Raw genomic sequence first — 17,855 nt, forward strand, 5'->3', positions numbered from 1 at the left:
AGGCCGCGTCGTTGAGGGATCCTCGATCGAAACTATTTGGCGAGTTGCTCGTCGATCGCTTTGGTCAGCTCGGTCGAATCGGGCGCGACCCGCGAGGGGAAGCGAGCCACCACCTTGCCGTCGCGGCCGATGAGAAACTTCTCGAAGTTCCAGCGGATCTTCCCGGCGAACTTCGGGTCGGTCGTCTCGGAGGTGAGGTACTTGTAGACGTCGTTCTGGTCGGGACCGTTGACGTCCGACTTGGCGAACATCGGGAAGGTCACGCCGTAGTTTTTGGTGCAGAATTGGGCGATTTCGGCCTCGGATCCGGGCTCTTGCGACCCAAATTGATTGCAAGGAAAGCCAAGAACGACCAAACCGTCGCCTTTCTTGTCCTGATAGAGCTTCTCCAGCCCGGAATACTGCGGCGTGTACCCGCACTTGCTCGCCGTGTTGACCACGAGCACGACCTTGCCGTCGTACTTGGAGAGATCGACCTCCTTGCCGTCGATCGCCTTCATGCTGCCGTTAAGCGGCCCCTTGGGCGTCTTCGCCTCGGCCGCGAACGAGAGCGGCGAGACCACCAAGCCGAACACCACCGCCAAGGCGGCCAACAAACAGTACTGATTCAACGTTTCGCTCCCTTCAGGATTCGAACTCATTCGTCACGTCGTCCGATGGGCCGGGTCTTGCCGACCCATCCTGCCGCGCGGGGTTCCCGGAAAGTATAGGAGGATCGGTCCAGGGATGCAGTCTTTCCCAGCCAACGCGGGAGACTCGGGGCCGACGATCAACCCTTGAGACGAAGCCTCGTGCACTGTCAAACGTCTAAGTTCGGGTTGCCAATGACGTCACTCGTTCTCACTGGCTGACAAGCAGCCAGTGGCGCCCTAGAGACTAGTTGGACCAGTGCACTCGTCTCGCTCCGCGTACTCCCAGTAGGTCGCGTCGTCGAGGGATCGCAGGTGGTCCAGCGCCGCGTTGGGGGTCTTCACCTCGGCGCCGCGCCGTCGCCCATCTTTGTCCCAGTGGGCGAGCAGGAGAACGTCCTCGAATTCCTCCGACCGCTCCAGCAACCGGCGACGACTCGTCGGGAGTTCGCGCGATCCATAGAGTCGGGCGTCGGGGAGATGCTCGATCAGCCAGAGTGTTCGGTGGGTCACCAATCCCTCGAGCAAGGCCAACGTCTGTTCGACGTGCTCCTTGAGATCGATCGCCTTGCCGACATCGTGCATCAGCGCCGCGGTGAGCAACTCCTCGTCGTCGGGACGTTCCGCCAGCCCTAACGTGAAAACCTGGAGAGAGTGGTAGAGGGCATCCCCTTCTGGATGCGTCACGGGTTCCTGACGAACATCCTCAAGCGGTTCAAGCAACTGCGCCATCGCCTCGAAGCGGTCGGGGTGCGGCTCAATCCCCGCGAGTTCCTGATCGAGATCGCTCTCGGGAAACTCCTCCTCGAGAGCCGACTCGACTTCCCAGAGACTTTTCGTCTCGGCTCCGTAAGGAGCAACGTCCTCCGCGGTGCGCGACGACGGCACGAGGGTGACCTCCACGGGGACAGTCCCATCGACATCGATCGCAACCTGCCCGCGTGAGGCGAACTCCTCTTCGGTGCTCGATGGCGACAGCCATACCGTGAGCCCATTGTTCTCGAGAAAGGCGAGGACGTCGGGCAAGTTGTCGTGCGACGCGACAACGCGGGGGGAGATCGACGGCTCGTCTTCGTCCGCGATGAAGCGGGGTGAAAAGGGGATAAGACTTCGCATGACACGCACCGCGGCGAGCTTGCGTTTGCGCGGATCCCGCTCGACGCCGTTGGAGGCGAAGACGAACTCCAAGCGGTCGAGTTGCCCGCGAATCTCGCGATTGGTCGGCATATCGCGGTGACGGAAGCGCATGCCAATCAGGCGTGCGGCTTTGCGCTTGGCCCGGTCGTACTCTTGTTCCTGATGCTCAAAAAGGAGCCGGGCAGCTTCGTGAGCGATCTGTTCCCTGAGCTTCCGTTGCGGCATGATCGGTCGCTCCAAGTGCGTCTATGGTGTCGCGAAACCGGCGGGCGGTCGTCTGCCATTGGCTTCTACGGCAAGCGGCGCCGCTTGGTTCTCGTCGCCTCGAGCCCAACAAGGAACTGCCGGGAAATCGAGACCGCGATATTATTCAATGAGCCCAAGTTTCTCGTCAACCGACGCTCCCGAGCGAGAGGATCCGAAACCGTTGTCCCAACTCTCCCAACCCGCCAACTCCCAACTCCGTTGGCGCGTCCGACTCTCGGGAGCCTTCACCCTCCTGGCAGCGATCCTCTTCGGTTATCTGATCGTACTGTTGGTAAGTCCGTTCTCGCAGAGGGTCGACGAGCAGGCCTTTCGCCTTCACTGGCAACAAGTAACGAGAGGCCAACCCCAGAGCGAGGTTCGCCAACTCCTTGGCTCCCCTGACGAGTCCTTCGACAAGTTCCAAGCCCACGAAGGTTGGAAGCGATCCCTTCAGGAATTGACCAGCGTCGGATTCGAGCGTTGGCTCTACCGCCGACGCCCCCGAATCGACAGCGAACCGGCCCAGTTCATGGTCATTTTCGACCGAAATGGGAACGTTTTGAACAAACTATCCATCGATCAAGCCGATTTGGAGACCGATCCGTGACGTCTCGCATTCAATTCCGCGAAACCTTCCCCCCTCCTGGGTGTTGAATCACCTGAAGACTCCATTGACGCGACCCCGCGATCAGCACACTTCGCGAACTCGACGAACCTAGGACGCCCGCGCGGAGCCGCCGCGACGTGGCTTGGAGGTAAGAACCGTGTCCATTCGACCCCGTCTTTCGCATTTCGGTGCCGGCCTGCTCGTCCTGACTCCCGCCCTCGCGCTGGCTGGACCGGACGAAGGCAATCGCGCCGATCGTTCCCGACGTCCCAATCCCGCCGCGGTCCTCGAGCGCGTCGACGCGAATAAGGACGGAAAGATCTCCAAGGAGGAAGCACCCGAGCGAATGCTCGAACGCTTCGATCAAACCGATAAGGACGGCGATGGAGCGATCAGCAAAGAGGAATTGACCGCCGTCATGTCCCGAGCCCGTGACGGACAGGGCCGTCGGGAACGGCCGGCGAGAACCGGCGATCGCCAAGCCGAGCGACTCAAGGCGGTCGACGCCGATGGTGACGGCAAGATCAGCAAGGAAGAGTTCCTCAGCGAGGCCCAAAAGCGGTTCGCCGAGGCCGATAAGGATGGCGACGGACTACTTACCGAGAGCGAACGCAACGGGCTCGCCCGTCCCAATCGAGGTGTCGCCGCCAGGCCCCAACGTGGGCTTGCGTCTCCGGCCCGCGACGGAGAGATGCGAAAGGATGCCAAGGACGGTTCCGCTCAGCCCAATCGGCGACGCGACCGCCGCCCGTTGGACGACATGTTCAAGCGTTTCGATGGCAACAAGGACGGCAAACTCGTCGAACAGGAAGTGCCCGACCAACTGATCAACCTCTTCGATCGGCTCGACACCAACGCTGATGGGATGGTCACCGAGGAGGAAGTGGCGACGATGCGCGAACGCGTCGGAGCCTTTCGTCGTCGCGGTGGCGACACTCCGATTCGGAAGAAGCCAGAAGGTGCCGCGAAGGGCGAGAGTGCCCAGGCCGACAACAAACCAGGAAGACGTGGGAGCTTCGGGCGTTTTGCGGAGCTAGACAAGGACGGCGACGGCAAGCTCTCCGGCGACGAGATCCCCGAACGGGCTCGCGGCATGCTCAACCGGGCCGACGCCGACGACGATGGGGCCTTGAGCCGTGAAGAACTCATGCAGGTCTTCCAGAAATTCCGCGGCCGACGGGGCGCGGGCCGAGGCGCCACCAACCCCAAGAGCACCTTCTTCGACGCCGACAAGGATGCCGACGGCCGGGTCACTCGCGAAGAGGCGACCGGACGACTCAAGGAGAAGTTCGACCAACTCGACAAGGATTCCAGTGGCAAACTTGACGTTCGCGAGGTGGAAAGCGGACTAGGCGGTCCTTCGAGCTAGGTAGCCGACTTCTCCCCATTCGCGAAGACAACCCGTACCCGCTCGACGGGGATTGTTTCGGTCGTGACTTGGCCGGGACGATCCCCGTCTCTCTTTCCCACCCGCCCAGTTCCTGGGTCGCTGGAGGCCCCGTCCGACAAGTCGGGTTGCCACGACACCCCAGCCCTGCTAGCATCCCGCCCGGCCGACGTCGGGGGCGTTCCAGCGAGTCTTCGGGAAGACAGCTTGGAGCAGATGCCGCCCATGGGATAGGACCACGTTGCAAATTCGGGGACTGGACCGCATGGAGGTGGTCGCTCTCGTACCAGATCGAGAGCATGTGAGCGCCCGCTATCGGGTCGCCCAATATGCCCGTCATCTGGAAGCGAGTGGGTTTCGGCTCCGCATGGAGCCCTTGGCCGAAGGTGCGGTCGCTCGATGGCGACAATTTTGTCGTCCCCGCCACGACCAAATCGTCCTCCTTCAACGTAAACTGCTTCCTCTCTGGCAGTTATTGCTGCTCCGCAAGTCGACACGAGCCCTCATCTACGACTTCGACGACGCCGTCTTTTTCCGCGACTCCTACCACCGCCGTGGCCCCCACAGCCTCACACGGGCTATCCGGTTTCGAGCGACCGTGAACGTCGCCGACCAGATTCTCGCCGGCAACAGCTACCTGGCCGCGACCGCCGGTCGGCTCTCCTCGCCCGAGAAGGTAACCGTCGTCCCAACCTGTGTTGATCCATCGCGTTACGGCATGGCGAGCCACGAGCACCGTGGCCCCGCGTGCCTCGTTTGGATCGGGTCCGCCAGTACACTCAAGGCGCTGAATCGCTCCAAACCGATCCTGGAGCGGATCGGCGCCTCGTTTCCCGGCACCATCTTGCGCGTGATCTGCGACACCTTTCCCGAGTTCGAGCATCTTCGCGTCGAGCAGCAGCCCTGGTCGTCCGCAACGGAAACGGCTCAGCTACGTTCCGCCGACATTGGGATCAGCATGCTCCCGGACGATCTTTGGAGCCGGGGAAAGTGTGGCCTGAAAGTGCTGCAATACATGGCCGCTGGTTTGCCGGTCATCGCGAGCCCCGTCGGCGTCCATCGGGAGATCATCGGACAAGGCACCGGCTTTCTCCCCACGTGTGAACAAGAGTGGGTCGACCATCTCAGCGAACTCATCGACAACCGCGACCTGCGGGGCGCGATGGGTCGGGAAGGTCGTCAACGAATCGAGCAGTCCTTCAACGTCGATGCCTGGGGACCGGTCATCGTCGAACGGGTCAAGGAGGCGGCCTCTCACCAATGAGCACCGCAATCGAACGTCCTCAGATCTTTTGGCTGAGAGACACTCTCTGGAATCTCTACGGCGACTTCAAATCGCAGCTCTTCGACGGGCATGGCCTGCGTCTCGACGAGTGGAAACGCCAAGAGCGAGCCACCCTCGTCAAGAGTGGTGCCGGACGCACGATCTACCGCGTGCGACTGCCGGAACTCGATCTGTACGTCAAACACTTCCGCGTCACGACCGCGTTCAATCTCGTCCACCAGGTCTTCCGCCAAGGTCGCGCCGAGAAGGAATTCCATCTCGCCAGGCTGCTCAAGGAATCGGGCATCTCGACGATCGAGCCGGTCGCCCTCGGCGAACGCTGGCGCAATGGCGTCCTCTTCGAGTCCTACCTGCTCAGCGAAGCGATTCCCAACGGGCTGACGCTCTACGAGTTGATCGAGTGTTTCATCCGCCCGGGACGCTTGGACTTTCCGCCGGAACTGCGGATCCAGTTCGCCGAGCAGATCGGACGGCTTGCCGCCACGATTCACGAGTCGGGCATCGAGCATCGCGACTTGCACGAGAAGAACATCATCGTGCAAAAGCAGTCGAGCGAGCAGTACCGCTTCTTCATCCTCGATCTCCACGAGCTGAAGATTCACCGCCCGCTGAACTGGGAAAAGGCGATCAAGGATCTCGCCCGAATGGGCCGTTACTTCACCCTGCGGACCTCGACGATCGATCGCTATCGCTTCTTCCGTAGCTACGCGCTGGCTCGCGGGATCCCGATGTCCCAGCTTCGCGCCCTCTCGCGCGATGTCGAGGATCAGACGATGGCCTCGCGGGCTGACTTTTGGCGTCGCCGCGATATCCGCCCCCAGCGAAAGAACCCGCGCGTCACCGAGTATCAAGCTCCGGGCGCGAAAGCGTACGCCCTCCAAGACATCCCCGAGGAGACCGTTCGCAAGTTAATGTCCGATTCCGAGGGTCCGTTTCGTGACTCGGTCGTTCACTGGTGGAAGATCGGACGTGGAACCCGCGTCGCGGAAGTCGAACTCCCGACGATTCGCCGGGGACAAACGCTGATCTACAAACAGTACCTCTTCAAGGGCTGGCACGAGTCGGCGGCGGCGGTCGCGCGCGAGAACCAAGCCACTCGCTCGTGGAAGTACGGCGGCTCCCTGCTGCTTCGGGAGTTGCCCACCCCCAGGCCGCTGGTGCTCATCCACCGCATGCGCTGCGGGTTGCCCCACACGTCCTACCTGCTGACCGAACGCGTTCCCAACTCGCAAACGATCACGCAGTATCTCGAACGGCACCTTCGAGACCTGGAACCGCCCGAGAGTCGCCACATCCTGCTCGGAGTGCTGGAGAAGGCCGCGAAGCTCCTGCGCAAGCTCCACGAACGAGGGGTCTCGCACCGCGATCTTAAGGCGTCGAATGTCCTCGCCTCGACGGGAGAAGATCTGGCCGATCCCGACTTGTGGCTGATCGATCTCGACGGGGTGCAGACGTGGCTCGAAGTGCCCGAACGGCACCGGGTCCAGAACTTGGCGCGTTTCTACGTCAGCTTCCACCATCGGCCCTGGCTGACGCGGACCGACTGCCTGCGCTTTCTCAAGCTCTACCTCGGGCGTCACTTCAAGCGCGAGCGTTGGCGATCGCTTTGGGAACAGGTCCGCAGCCACGCCGAGCGCAAGATCGCCCGCAATCTCCGCCGCGGCCGTTCGGTCGTCTAGACTCCATGGCCTAAAAGATGCATTAGGCGACCAAAAGTGCCTCGGGTGCCTTGCCCACGCTCTCGCGTGGGCATGCGCGACGGTTCACGCTCTTGCGTGGGCATGCGCGACGGTTCACGCTCTCAAGCAACTCGAGCGGACGCCGACGTTCATCGTGGGAAAGAACTACGCGTCGAAGACGGGCGCGGGGGTGAAATCGTCAAAGATGTCCCGATCGGTGTCGAACTCGGAGTCACGATCCGAGCCGAACTCGGAATACCCCGAGAGTCCAACATCGAAGCTCGGCTGAATTAGGCTGCGAACGTACCGTTCGTACTCCGCACCACAGAAATCAAACCCGGACTCTTTGGCGATATGAGCGATTTGGGCAATCCTGTCGGCTTGGGTGGTCGTCACTTGGCTCGACAGAAGACTCCTCAACGCATCGTCCTCTTGGACGGCGTCGAGAAAAGCCACGATTGCTTCCACTGACATGCTGTTTCCTTTCCAGCGTCGACCACGTTGCCGCGGCCGTTCAACTTATCCGTCGCCCCAGTCATCCCTGGTGGGGCGTCATGTGAAAGAACTCTAATGCCTCGTGAGGAAAACTCAAATCAAGATTTGATGAAGCAAATTATGCAGATCGCGTGAGGGCGGAAGTATTCCCGGCAGGTTCCTCGTGCCATCGGCGGAAACCAGCATCGCCGACCGTGCAGCGATGTTTCTCCCCATGACACTTGGCCAAAAGGGAGTGTTGCCCAAGGAATCAGCCGCGACGTTTGGCGTGACTCGCGCCGCGTCGATGGCCCCTCATCCGCCCCTTTTCGCCTGCTTCTTCTCGATCCGGCGGCGGAGGCGCGCGGTGTCGACGACACGGCGGCGATGATGCCCCCGGCTGAGGAGTTCGATCTCGTCGGAGGCCTCGATCTGAAAGTTGACGACATCCCCTTCCACGCCCAAGACGCGAGCCCGGCAGGTGACGGCGAAGCCCAACAGCGAGGGGGCCGAATGAGCAATGTCGAGCGAGACACCGACCGAGCGCTCGTGGTCGTCGAGGAACGGCTCGAGGGCTTCGCGGGCGGTAATCTCCATCTCCAGGATGAGATTCGGCGTCGACAGGACCGCCGGCATCTGATCGTCGGAAAAGACAATCAGATGCCGCTGCTCGACGGTGAACGTGCGACGGTGCTCCAGACCGATCTTAGGTGCTGACTTCAACGTGATGCTTTCGTCGTTTAATACCCGGAGCCGGCGTTCTTCGTAGGTCAGGCTACTTGCCTGACACCACGATCACGGAGACTTCGTCAGGCAATGGCCTGACCTACACCTTCGGTGCTGAATTCAACGTGAAGCTTTCGTCATCTAGACGCCGCGAACGAAACACGCCGTCGTGGCCCATCGAGGCCCAAGGATCAGGTTTTTGGGTTCCCCTCTCCCCGCGGGAGAGGGGCTAGGGGTGAGGGGGTTCCCATTCGCGAACGAGCCTTGAATTTCCGAGCCGGAATCTCCCTCACCCGTCTCGCTTCGCTCGCCGACCTCTCCCCAAGGAGAGGTGAGGAACTCCTGACACTTGGAGCTAGACGGACCAGTAGGCCAGGCTACTTGCCTGACGCGACCGGCGTGCCCATTGCTTCTCCAAGCCCCCTCGACGGGGAATCCTCTCTTGTTCCATCTCCGATCGGATCTCATCATAGCAACGGTGCCTGGCGCCGGAACCGTCAATGCGCATGGGGAGTCCTCGCGAGTGGTCGGGTCGATGCTTTTATCGTTGTCGCTGCTGCTCGGGCCGATGGCCGCGAGTGATTCGGAGGCCTCTTTGACAAAGTGGGGCCCTTACGGGGTCGGTGCGCGCACCTACCGGATCGTCGACGAGGACCGCGACAACCGCGAACTGATCACGGAGATCTGGTATCCGACCGAACGGCCGCTCAACGATCACGTCTCCGAGTACCCCTCCGGCCTGCTGACCCGAGCCGAGCGCGACGTTCCCGCCGCCCCCGGCCCCTGGCCTTGGATCGTCTTTTCGCACAGTCTCTCGGCGGTTCGCGAACAGTCGACCTTCTTGACCGAGTTCCTCGCAAGTCACGGCTTTGTCGTCGTCTCGCCCGACCATCTGCACAACACCGGTTGGGACTTTCGCCCGCTGGAGGTCTACCAGTCGGCGGTCGATCGCCCCCAAGACCTCAAGGTGGTGATGGATCAGGCACTCGACGCCTCGCGCCATCCGAAGAGTCCACTGCACGGGCTCTTCTGGAAAGGTGGCGGCGTGGCGATCGGGCACTCCCTCGGCGGTTACTCGGCGCTCGCGATTGGAGGCATCCCCGCCGATACGACCAAGTACCCGATCAAGGTGAACGGCTTGGCCAAGGGAGAGGAGTATGCCAACTTCCGCGACCGGCGGATCAAGGCGGTCGTGGCGCTCGCCCCCTACTTGACGCCCGCCGTCGGCCCCGAGGAACTGGCCAAACTCCGCGTCCCCACGCTCGTCATCGGCGGCTCCAAGGATCCGTTCACGATGCCCGAGGACCACCAGTTCCCCGTCTTTCGGCAGGCCCAGGGCCCCTGCTGTCTGGCCATCATCGAGGGGGCGAGCCACTTCAGCTTCAACAACGCCGAGATGGTCGCCGGCATGCCGCTGCTGCTGCGAACCCTGCATCGCCCGACGCTCTCCCCCGAGGAGGTCGAACGGGTGGTCAAACGCCTTGTCCTGGCGTTCCTGGAGCAATACTTGATCGGCGACGAATCCTATGGACGCTACCTCGTCTCCGAACCTGGAGTCGTCGAGGTACAATGTCGCGGGATGGATGACCCGGACATGGCCTGCGAGGCGCTCCCCTCATCGGCCGCCCAGAGCGTCTCCACGACCAGCCAGAGCGAGGACGAGTGATGCCGAAACTCCACGTACTTGGAACGGGCGGCTACCATCCCAACGATCTGCGTCACACCGCGTGCCTGATGCTTCCCGAAGCGGGGATCATTCTCGACGCGGGAACGTCCTTCTTCCGCACCCGCGAGCTGATCACCACGACCACGCTCGACATCTTCCTCACGCACGCCCACTTGGATCACTGCCAGGGGCTGACGTATTTGCTCGACGTGCTGCTCGACAAGCATGTCGGCCGGGTGACGGTCCACGGGCTCGGCGATCATCTCGAGGCGGTCGGCGGCGACCTGTTTCGCACCCGGCTCTTCCCCGTCCCGTTCGGGCACGAACTCAAGCCGATCGCCACCGAGACCCAAGTCGACGCTTGGACGGTCCGCTGGCTGATCCAACCGGAGCATCCCGGGATGTCGCTCGGGTACCGCTTGGACAGTCCCGAGGTCTCGTTCGCCTACCTGACCGACACAATCGCCGATCCGCGCGACGAGGAGAAAGCGGCCTTCATTCGCGGGGTCGACTTGCTCATTCATGAGTGCTACTTCGCCAATGCGTTCACCGAACTCGCCGCAAGGACGGGGCATTCCTGCGCGGGCGCCGTTGGGCAATTCGCGACCAAGGCGGAGGTGGGCCGACTCGCGCTCACGCACGCCAACCCGATCCTCACTCCCGAGGAACTAAGGACGATCGAGAACGAGGTGAATGCCGAGTTCCCCGAAAGCCGTTTTCTGGAAGACCAGGAAGTGCTCAGTCTCTAGTGCATGGTCAAACGTGTAGCGTCGAGCTGGCCGGTCTTGTCATTCGTTCGCACTGGCTGATACGCGGTCAGTGTCACCCGAAACTCAAATCTGGATGGAACACCAGCGTCCTGCCGGGCAAGCTCGGTGCGTGAAATCCCGCCCAACTTTCGTGCGTGATCTGGCCGAGTGAAAGGCGGATCCCGCATGCCCACGCGAGCGTGAGCCTTATTGCATGCCCACGCGAGCGTGAGCCTTATTGCATGCCCACGCGAGCGTGAGCATGGCACCCAAGAATGTGTTGGAGATGAATAGCCCCGCCAGGCCACTAACTTTCGCGGCTCCCCCACTCTCGCTCGTTTCGCGGAATTCCTGATGATCGGCCGCGTTGCTTACCGAAGAGTACAGCAGCGCTGCCGACGCAGGGCGCAAGCGCCGCGTTGGCCCATGAACAATGGATCGGCACCGCCCCGGGGACGGACTCGCGGGGGAGGGTCGATCACGACGATCGATGGGCGAGGATAAGACCATGCGAACGATCCTGGGATCGTTGGTGTTGATGGCAGGGATGCTCGGTGCCGTCGGATGCCACACGTGCGACGTTTGCGACGATTGCGGCGGCGACTGCTACCAACATCAAGCCTATGACGTCCAGTATCGCGGCCAGTACGAGGGCGGATGCTCCAGTTGCGGCCACGCGAACGACCAACCAGCTCATGGACTGACGACGGTTTCCGCCGCCGAGACGTCGACGAAGACCAAGTAGTCAGCCCGGCAAGTTCTCCTCAAGACCATGTCTCATGGCATGCCCAAGGCATGGCACTCAAGAGTCTCTTGGGCGATGAAGGAGCCAATCTGCGGGCTACAGGGCGGTTCGGTGGTCGAGAACATCGGCCATTGTCCGCAAGTAGAGCGTCACGTCGGAGACGTCGTTGCGCCGAAGCGGGCGGCGACGTTTGTCAATACGGGCGACGATCGACTGGTCAGAAAGATTTTCCAAGTGGATGACGTCTTGGTGCGTGAAGCCGAGATCGGCTAGGAGCGCGAACAGGTCGTCGACCTTCCCACCCGTTCCTTCGCAGTAGCACTTCGCGTGCTCGGTCCACTCGTCCATCTCGTAGTCGATCGACGCGACGATCTCCCGATCGGTCATCTTCGTGATCGTCTGCACCAGGTGACCGCAGTTGCAGCGGCCCATGTGCCCCCATTCGTAGCGAGCCCCGCGCTCGAGACGCTCGGCGGTCGCGCGGAGTGCCGCGATCAGTTCCTGGCTGGTGATCGCCATCGGCATGTCCCTCTCCCGGTTGTTTCGGAGCCTACCACCATTGTAAGCGCGATCCCGCGCCGGTGAGGCCGGCACGCGCCGAGATCGAAGAAGGCGGCCAAACGGCAAGGGAGCTCGGCGCAGCATGCGCCGATGGCGGCCCATCGCGAGTGGACGGCCGCAGGAGAACGCGGTTCGCGAGGAGAAGGGCGGAATCGCCGACAATTGACGCCGACGGTCAAGACGAAGTGGGGGTGGGCTTTCGCCCCAACGCCAAGGACGGGCGAGAACCACCAGTGGTGACACACGACCTAGTCGTGGCACCCGAGCGTGATCCCGCCCTCCTGACGTCATGTAGCCCTAGTTGGCGTTTGTCCAGTGACCGAAGTGACTGGATCGTGACGCCGCGGGGATGAACGAGAGAGCCGAGTTAGGACTTCTTCTCGACTTCCTTCGCGTCGGCGGCGGGCTTCTCGTCGGCCGGCGCGTCGGCGGCCTTCTCATCAGCCGGGGCGTCCGCGGCTTTATCGTCGGCCGGCTTCTCAGCGGCGGGCTCTTCCTTCTCGGGCGCCGGAGCGGGTCCACCGCATCCCGCAGCAACCAACGGTCCAACCATGATCAACGCCAACAGCATACGGAACAGACGGGCGGTCATGAAAGTCACATCCCTTCTAGCGCTAGGCATGTATGTGTAGCCGCCTCCTCGACGGCCTTCTTGAGTCAAAAAGCTACTGGAGTGATAGGGCCATGTCAACGCGGTGGCGTCGGATCGTCCCGAGGAAGTGGGCTTCAGGGGAGACAACGCGAACTCCGAAAAGGCGGGAAGACAGGGAGAACTACGAGAGGAATGGCTCTGTCACCTCGGTGCCAGGGCCCGCTCCCCTCGCGAAGAATTCCTCTCGGTTTTCTCGATCTGGACCGGCGTCGCGACCCCGAATTTACTCCGACTCACGCTTGGTCGACTCCTCGTCCGTCGTCGATGGCGACGGCATGTAGCCGACGAACTCCGAATAACCGGAGGCCTGAATCGCCGGGTTGATCGGCAATTCCGCTTCCGGTTCCTTGGGCTTCTCCTCGAAGACCACCGGTTCCGGATCGTTCTCGAGACTGTCGGGGCAGTTGAGCCGGATGAACGCCCCGTTCATGTGGACGTCCTGACGCGTGCGCACCCGCATTTCGTCGCCGGTGACGCGGACGGGCCCACCGCTGACGATCGCCGCTCGTTCCTCGGCGTTGACTTCGAAATTGCGGCAGTTGACCGCGACGGTCTCCTCGGCCTCGATCTCGAGCCGAACGCCACACAGTTTGACGACCGGGCCCTCGTCGGTCATGACGATCCGCACTTCGACCTCGCCCTGGGGAGAGACGACTTCAATCTGCTCCTGCGAGTCGTTCAGCCGAACCGCCAGCGTACGTCCCGACGGCAGCGGGCGCGAGACGCCGGGCATGTTGGAATGCTCCAACGCCGCTTGCAGCGCGGAAGTCGCCTCGCTGGCGGTGCCCTGCTCCCGTTCGACTTCGAGGGTGACGTCCGTCTTTTTCTTTCCGGTGGCACTCATGGATCTTCACTTTCTCGTAGTGGGCACGCGAACCAAGGCAACCACCTGGTGTTCGGGCAGGAGGCTCCGCTCGACGGGCTCAACGATCTTCGGAATCCTCGACGAAATACTTCTCGCAACAGCGAACCATTTCCTGATGGCCCGCCTCGGCGGCCGATGCGCTCGAGTACGCCCGAATGCAGCCATTGCCTTTTCCCCCTTTGACCATGGATTGGAAGGGCTTCGCCGGTTTGCCCTTCTTGCCGATCACATCGATGCCGACAAAGAGCGTGGTGACGGACATGTCCTCCACCTGGGTCGCGGCGATGGTTCGTTCCGATTCGGGATGCTCGTCCATCCATGCGTCCCAGCGGCCCTCATCGACTTCCTTGACGGGCTTGCCATCGATAAGGACGTAGCGATCGCGCTGGGGCTGCTTGATTCTCTTGCGAAACTTCTTCATGGGCTGAACGCTCTCGCTCGCGGTGCTCGTCGCCGAGCCACTTCGTTCCCTGCTCGAATCACACTGGCGTCATCGCGTCGCGTCGACGATAAAGAGATCGATCCCTCGTGGGCGCTCGACGCGGACGCGCCCCTCACAAAAGGACCCGACAAAGTATGTCGGGAAGGACCGGCTTTCGTAGATTACCCCTCCTATAGGAAGGAAGGTTCGCTGCGCGGATGCGAGAACTCGGTCGACGATCGACGTCGGCGAGCCGACGATCCTGGAGTTCCACTCCTCGGGAACCCGATCCTTGCCCTCCGCGCGTGCCGTCGGTCCAATCAGTCATCCCCTCTTCCCTACGGGAGGTCGCATGAAAACGTTTGGCCGCTTGCTCGCCGCCAACCGGGGCGAGATCGCCATCCGTATTTTTCGCGCCGCTCACGAACTCAGCATTCGCACCGTCGCGGTCTACTCGCAGGAAGACCGCTTCGCGCTTCACCGCTTCAAGGCGGAGGAAGCCTACCAAGTAGGCGTCCCCGGCGAGCCGATCCGCTCCTACCTCGACATCCCGAAGCTCATCGATTTGATGATCGAAAAGCGGATCGACGCTGTCCACCCAGGATACGGTTTTCTTTCCGAGAACGCCGATTTCGCGGCCGCATGCGCGGATGCGGGCATCACCTTCGTCGGGCCAAGCGTCGAGATCCTCCGCAATCTCGGCGACAAAATGAGCGCCCGCAAGATCGCCACCGAGGCCGGCGTCCCGGTCCTCGCCGGCAGCAACGAACCGATCCGTACCCCCGAGGAAGCGACCGCCCTGGCCGAGAAACTCGGCTATCCCGTCATGCTCAAAGCGGCCCACGGCGGCGGCGGACGGGGCATGCGCGTCGTCCGCAAGGCCGAGGAACTCGCCCCGAGCCTCGAGTCCTGCCAGCGCGAAGCCGCCCAAGCCTTCGGACGCGACGAAGTCTTCGTCGAGAAGTTCATCCAGAACGCCCGGCACATCGAAGTCCAGTTGCTCGGCGATCAGCACGGCAACCTCGTCCATCTCTTCGAACGCGAGTGCTCCATCCAGCGCCGCCACCAGAAGGTCGCCGAGATCGCCCCCGCGCCCAATCTCGCTCCCGAGAAGCGCGACGCGATTTGCGCCGCCGCCATCGCCATCGGTAAGCAGGTCCGCTACGACAACGCCGGCACCGTCGAGTTCCTCTACGACGAGGACACCGGCAAGTTCTACTTCATCGAAGTCAATCCCCGGATCCAAGTCGAACATACCGTCACCGAGGTCGTCACCGGCGTCGACATCGTCAAACGCCAGATGCGCATCGCCGCCGGCGTGCCTCTCGACGATCCCTCGATCGGCCTCGGCGACCCCTCGCGCGTCAAGACCGTCGGCTTCGCGCTACAGTGTCGCGTCACCACCGAGGATCCCTCCAACGGCTTCGTTCCCGATCACGGCCGCATCATCCATTATCGCTCGGCCGGCGGCATGGGCATCCGCCTGGACGTCGGCAACGCCTTCTCCGGGGCGATCGTCACCCCGTTCTTCGATTCCATGCTCGTCAAAGTGACCGCTTGGGGCCACCACTTCCCCACGGCCGCCAACCGCATGGAACGGGCGCTTCAGGAATTCCGCATCCGGGGCGTGAAGACCAACATCCCCTTCCTGCTCAATCTCGTCACGCACCAGAACTTTATCGACGGGAAGTTCACGACCCAGTTCCTCGACAAGACGCCCGAACTCTTTCAGTTCAGCCATCGTCGCGACCGGGCCACCAAGCTCTTGTCGTACCTCGCCGACGTCACCGTCAACGGTCATCCGCTCGTGAAGAGCCGTCCCGCGGGGATTCACGTCGGTCCCGCGCCGGTTCCGGTCGTCGAGCGCTCGACGCCGATTCCCGACGGCACCAAGCAAATCCTCGATCGTGAAGGGCCTAGCGGACTCGCGAAGTGGATCACCGAGCAAAAGAAACTCCTGCTCACCGACACGACGATGCGCGACGCTCACCAGTCGCTCTTCGCGACGCGGATGCGCACCTACGACATGATGCAGATCGCCGACGTCTACGCGCGGCGGCACTCGGATCTCTTCTCGCTGGAAATGTGGGGCGGAGCGACCTTCGACACCGCGATGCGCTTTCTGTGCGAATCGCCCTGGAAACGCCTGACGCAACTTCGCGAGCGGATCCCGAACATCCTCTTCCAGATGCTCCTGCGAGCCTCCAACGCCGTCGGCTACACAACCTACCCCGACAACGTCGTGCGCGAGTTTATCAAGGAAGCCGCCAGCGCCGGCATCGATATCTTCCGCGTCTTCGATTCGCTCAACTGGATCGAGAACATGACCGTCGCGATGGAGGATGTGCTCGCGACCGGCAAGGTCTGTGAAGCGGCGATTTGCTACACCGGCGACATTCTCGATCCCAAGCGAACCAAGTATACGCTCAAGTACTACGTCGAGCTCGCGAAGGAGCTCGAGAAACGCGGCGCCCACATCCTCGCGATCAAGGACATGTCGGGGCTGTGCAAGCCGGTCGCGGCAGGCAAGCTCGTCAAGGCGCTCAAGGAAGAGATCGGCATCCCCGTCCACTTCCACACTCACGACACCGCTGGCGTGCAAGGAGCGGCCATCCTCGAAGCCTCCGAAGTCGGGCTCGACATCGCCGACGCCGCCTGGGCCCCTCTCTCGGGCCTCACCTCGCAACCGAACATCAACTCGGTCGTCGAGATGCTCCGCTTCACCGACCGCGATACCGGCATCGAACCGGCGAGTCTCAATGGGACCAGCGACTACTGGCAAAAGGTTCGCCAGTATTACAAGCCGTTCGAGACCAACATGAAGGCCTCGACCGCCGACGTCTACCAGTACGAAATCCCAGGCGGGCAATACACGAACCTGCTTCAGCAGGCCTCCAGCCTTGGCCTCGGCGATCGCTTCCACGAGGTCTGCGAGACCTATGCTCGCGTCAACGAGATGTTCGGCGACATCGTCAAGGTGACCCCCTCGAGCAAGGTAGTCGGCGACCTCGCCATCTTCATGGTGACCAACGGCTACACCGCCGAGGAGATCCTCGACCCCGACAAGGAGATCGCGTTCCCCGAGTCGGTCGTCGGGATGCTCGAGGGCAAGCTCGGTCAACCTCCCGGAGGCTGGCCCAAGGCGTTTCAGCAGAAGGTTCTCCGGGGCAAGGAACCGATCACCGGCCGTCCCGGCGCCACCCTTCCCGACGCCGATTTCGACGCCAAGGCGAAGGAACTCGAAGCCAAGATCGGCCGCGAACCGACCCAGCGGGAGATCCTCTCCTCGCTCCTTTACCCGCAAGTCTTCAGCGACTACGTCGACTTCCAGCTTCAGTACTCCGACCCAAGCGTCCTACCGACCTCGCACTTTTTCGACGGCTTGATCCAAGGGGAGGAAGTCGGCGTCGAGCTTGAACCGGGCAAGACGCTGATCGTCAAGCTCACGGCGGTCTCCGAACCGAACCATGAGGGCTTGCGAACGGTCTTCTTCGAACTCAACGGCCAACCGCGGGAAGTTTCGATCGTCGACCGGGATCTCGGGGTCGAGGTCAAGACGCGCGAGAAGGCCGAGCCCGACAACCCCGACCACGTCGCCTCGCCGATGCCCGGCATTGTCTCCACCGTCGCGGTCGCGGTGGGCGATGAGGTCAAGAAGGGGCAAAAACTCGGCACCATCGAAGCGATGAAGATGGAGACGACGCTCTACGCCGAACGCGACGGCACCATCGCTCGCGTCACCGTCCGCCCCGCCGACCAATTGCAAGGCGGCGACTTGATGTTCGTCTTCGAGTAGGGGTTCGACGGGCAAGCCCTACGCTTGGCTCCTGATTGGTTCATTCGTTGTCCCAAAAGACTCTTGGGTTCCGTGCTCACGCTTGAGTGAGCGTGCAGCAAGTCGCACGCTCGCCGAGGGCATGCGGGAAACGCCTGTGGTTGGGCCGTCTCGCGCCGGGTGCCACAGGCTGCTTGCCAACCAGTGCGAAGAGACTCGATTTTCCGGCAGCCCGAATCCCGTCCGCTCCC

Annotated in this window: 16 protein-coding genes; 8 read left to right on the forward strand and 8 right to left on the reverse strand. The window is 62.3% G+C overall.

The window, feature by feature from the left end:
• Nucleotides 1-32: 32 nt before the first annotated feature.
• Nucleotides 33-611 (reverse strand): glutathione peroxidase, encoded by a 579-nt coding sequence (locus Pan216_RS16620; RefSeq protein WP_419192628.1) that lies wholly within the window; start codon nucleotides 609-611, stop codon nucleotides 33-35.
• A gap of 258 nt (nucleotides 612-869) precedes the next feature.
• Entirely contained in the window at nucleotides 870-1,991 is a 1,122-nt protein-coding gene (locus Pan216_RS16625; protein WP_145259505.1) for an HD domain-containing protein, read from the reverse strand.
• A 202-nt stretch (nucleotides 1,992-2,193) separates the two neighbouring features.
• On the opposite strand from Pan216_RS16625, the gene Pan216_RS16630 reads away from it, so the two are divergent.
• From Pan216_RS16630 to Pan216_RS16645, 4 genes are all read left to right on the forward strand, one after another.
• A complete protein-coding gene (locus Pan216_RS16630) occupies nucleotides 2,194-2,619 on the forward strand; it encodes an outer membrane protein assembly factor BamE (protein ID WP_145259507.1) in 426 nt (141 codons plus the stop codon).
• A 157-nt stretch (nucleotides 2,620-2,776) separates the two neighbouring features.
• Nucleotides 2,777-3,988, forward strand: a complete 1,212-nt coding sequence (locus Pan216_RS16635) for an EF-hand domain-containing protein (protein ID WP_419192629.1) — start codon at nucleotides 2,777-2,779, stop codon at nucleotides 3,986-3,988.
• A gap of 319 nt (nucleotides 3,989-4,307) precedes the next feature.
• Nucleotides 4,308-5,270 carry a glycosyltransferase family 4 protein gene (locus tag Pan216_RS16640; protein WP_419192630.1) on the forward strand — a complete coding sequence of 321 codons (963 nt, stop codon included), beginning with the start codon at nucleotides 4,308-4,310 and terminating at the stop codon, nucleotides 5,268-5,270.
• Nucleotides 5,267-6,970, forward strand: a complete 1,704-nt coding sequence (locus Pan216_RS16645; protein WP_145259513.1) for a lipopolysaccharide kinase InaA family protein — start codon at nucleotides 5,267-5,269, stop codon at nucleotides 6,968-6,970. Before Pan216_RS16640 ends, Pan216_RS16645 begins: the two co-directional genes overlap by 4 nt.
• 165 nt (nucleotides 6,971-7,135) lie before the next feature.
• Here Pan216_RS16645 and Pan216_RS16650 read toward each other — a convergent pair whose 3' ends face one another.
• Both Pan216_RS16650 and Pan216_RS16655 read right to left on the reverse strand, forming a co-directional pair.
• Nucleotides 7,136-7,444 (reverse strand): Nif11-like leader peptide family natural product precursor, encoded by a 309-nt coding sequence (locus Pan216_RS16650; RefSeq protein WP_145259515.1) that lies wholly within the window; start codon nucleotides 7,442-7,444, stop codon nucleotides 7,136-7,138.
• Between the two features lie 315 nt (nucleotides 7,445-7,759).
• On the reverse strand, nucleotides 7,760-8,167 hold the full coding sequence (locus Pan216_RS16655) for a thioesterase family protein (protein ID WP_145259516.1): 408 nt from the start codon (nucleotides 8,165-8,167) through the stop codon (nucleotides 7,760-7,762).
• 538 nt (nucleotides 8,168-8,705) lie between these two features.
• Here Pan216_RS16655 and Pan216_RS16660 point away from each other — a divergent pair.
• From Pan216_RS16660 to Pan216_RS16670, 3 genes are all read left to right on the forward strand, one after another.
• Entirely contained in the window at nucleotides 8,706-9,836 is a 1,131-nt protein-coding gene (locus tag Pan216_RS16660) for an alpha/beta hydrolase family protein (RefSeq protein ID WP_145259518.1), read from the forward strand.
• Entirely contained in the window at nucleotides 9,836-10,585 is a 750-nt protein-coding gene (locus tag Pan216_RS16665) for an MBL fold metallo-hydrolase (RefSeq protein WP_145259520.1), read from the forward strand. Before Pan216_RS16660 ends, Pan216_RS16665 begins: the two co-directional genes overlap by 1 nt.
• 508 nt (nucleotides 10,586-11,093) lie before the next feature.
• Nucleotides 11,094-11,330, forward strand: a complete 237-nt coding sequence (locus Pan216_RS16670; RefSeq protein ID WP_145259522.1) for a hypothetical protein — start codon at nucleotides 11,094-11,096, stop codon at nucleotides 11,328-11,330.
• Between the two features lie 96 nt (nucleotides 11,331-11,426).
• On the opposite strand, the gene Pan216_RS16675 is transcribed toward Pan216_RS16670, so the two are convergent.
• The 4 genes from Pan216_RS16675 to Pan216_RS16690 all read right to left on the reverse strand — a co-directional run bounded on the left by Pan216_RS16675 (nucleotide 11,427) and on the right by Pan216_RS16690 (nucleotide 13,829).
• Nucleotides 11,427-11,855, reverse strand: a complete 429-nt coding sequence (locus Pan216_RS16675) for a hypothetical protein (RefSeq protein ID WP_419192631.1) — start codon at nucleotides 11,853-11,855, stop codon at nucleotides 11,427-11,429.
• A gap of 403 nt (nucleotides 11,856-12,258) precedes the next feature.
• Nucleotides 12,259-12,483 (reverse strand): hypothetical protein, encoded by a 225-nt coding sequence (locus Pan216_RS16680; protein WP_419192632.1) that lies wholly within the window; start codon nucleotides 12,481-12,483, stop codon nucleotides 12,259-12,261.
• A 283-nt stretch (nucleotides 12,484-12,766) separates the two neighbouring features.
• The gene (locus Pan216_RS16685; RefSeq protein WP_145259524.1) at nucleotides 12,767-13,387 is read right to left on the reverse strand and encodes a hypothetical protein; all 621 of its coding nucleotides are present in this window, start codon (nucleotides 13,385-13,387) and stop codon (nucleotides 12,767-12,769) included.
• Nucleotides 13,388-13,466: 79 nt separating this feature from the next.
• Nucleotides 13,467-13,829, reverse strand: coding sequence for a hypothetical protein (locus Pan216_RS16690; RefSeq protein ID WP_145259526.1), 363 nt, complete (start codon nucleotides 13,827-13,829; stop codon nucleotides 13,467-13,469).
• Between the two features lie 352 nt (nucleotides 13,830-14,181).
• On the opposite strand from Pan216_RS16690, the gene Pan216_RS16695 reads away from it, so the two are divergent.
• The gene (locus tag Pan216_RS16695; RefSeq protein ID WP_145259528.1) at nucleotides 14,182-17,625 is read left to right on the forward strand and encodes a pyruvate carboxylase; all 3,444 of its coding nucleotides are present in this window, start codon (nucleotides 14,182-14,184) and stop codon (nucleotides 17,623-17,625) included.
• Nucleotides 17,626-17,855: the final 230 nt, after the last annotated feature.

Origin of the sequence: Kolteria novifilia (assembly GCA_007748055.1) — a bacterium.
Taxonomy (GTDB): Bacteria; Planctomycetota; Planctomycetia; order Kolteriales; family Kolteriaceae; genus Kolteria; species Kolteria novifilia.

What these genes read in the sequence shown, in the direction of transcription:
- Pan216_RS16625 (WP_145259505.1), bottom strand. Translation starts at nt 1,991, where the DNA reads ATGCCGCAACGGAAGCTCAGGGAACAGATCGCTCACGAAGCTGCCCGG.
- Pan216_RS16645 (WP_145259513.1), top strand. Translation starts at nt 5,267, where the DNA reads ATGAGCACCGCAATCGAACGTCCTCAGATCTTTTGGCTGAGAGACACT.
- Pan216_RS16650 (WP_145259515.1), bottom strand. Translation starts at nt 7,444, where the DNA reads ATGTCAGTGGAAGCAATCGTGGCTTTTCTCGACGCCGTCCAAGAGGAC.
- Pan216_RS16660 (WP_145259518.1), top strand. Translation starts at nt 8,706, where the DNA reads ATGCTTTTATCGTTGTCGCTGCTGCTCGGGCCGATGGCCGCGAGTGAT.
- Pan216_RS16665 (WP_145259520.1), top strand. Translation starts at nt 9,836, where the DNA reads ATGCCGAAACTCCACGTACTTGGAACGGGCGGCTACCATCCCAACGAT.
- Pan216_RS16670 (WP_145259522.1), top strand. Translation starts at nt 11,094, where the DNA reads ATGCGAACGATCCTGGGATCGTTGGTGTTGATGGCAGGGATGCTCGGT.
- Pan216_RS16675 (WP_419192631.1), bottom strand. Translation starts at nt 11,855, where the DNA reads ATGCCGATGGCGATCACCAGCCAGGAACTGATCGCGGCACTCCGCGCG.
- Pan216_RS16680 (WP_419192632.1), bottom strand. Translation starts at nt 12,483, where the DNA reads ATGACCGCCCGTCTGTTCCGTATGCTGTTGGCGTTGATCATGGTTGGA.
- Pan216_RS16685 (WP_145259524.1), bottom strand. Translation starts at nt 13,387, where the DNA reads ATGAGTGCCACCGGAAAGAAAAAGACGGACGTCACCCTCGAAGTCGAA.
- Pan216_RS16690 (WP_145259526.1), bottom strand. Translation starts at nt 13,829, where the DNA reads ATGAAGAAGTTTCGCAAGAGAATCAAGCAGCCCCAGCGCGATCGCTAC.
- Pan216_RS16695 (WP_145259528.1), top strand. Translation starts at nt 14,182, where the DNA reads ATGAAAACGTTTGGCCGCTTGCTCGCCGCCAACCGGGGCGAGATCGCC.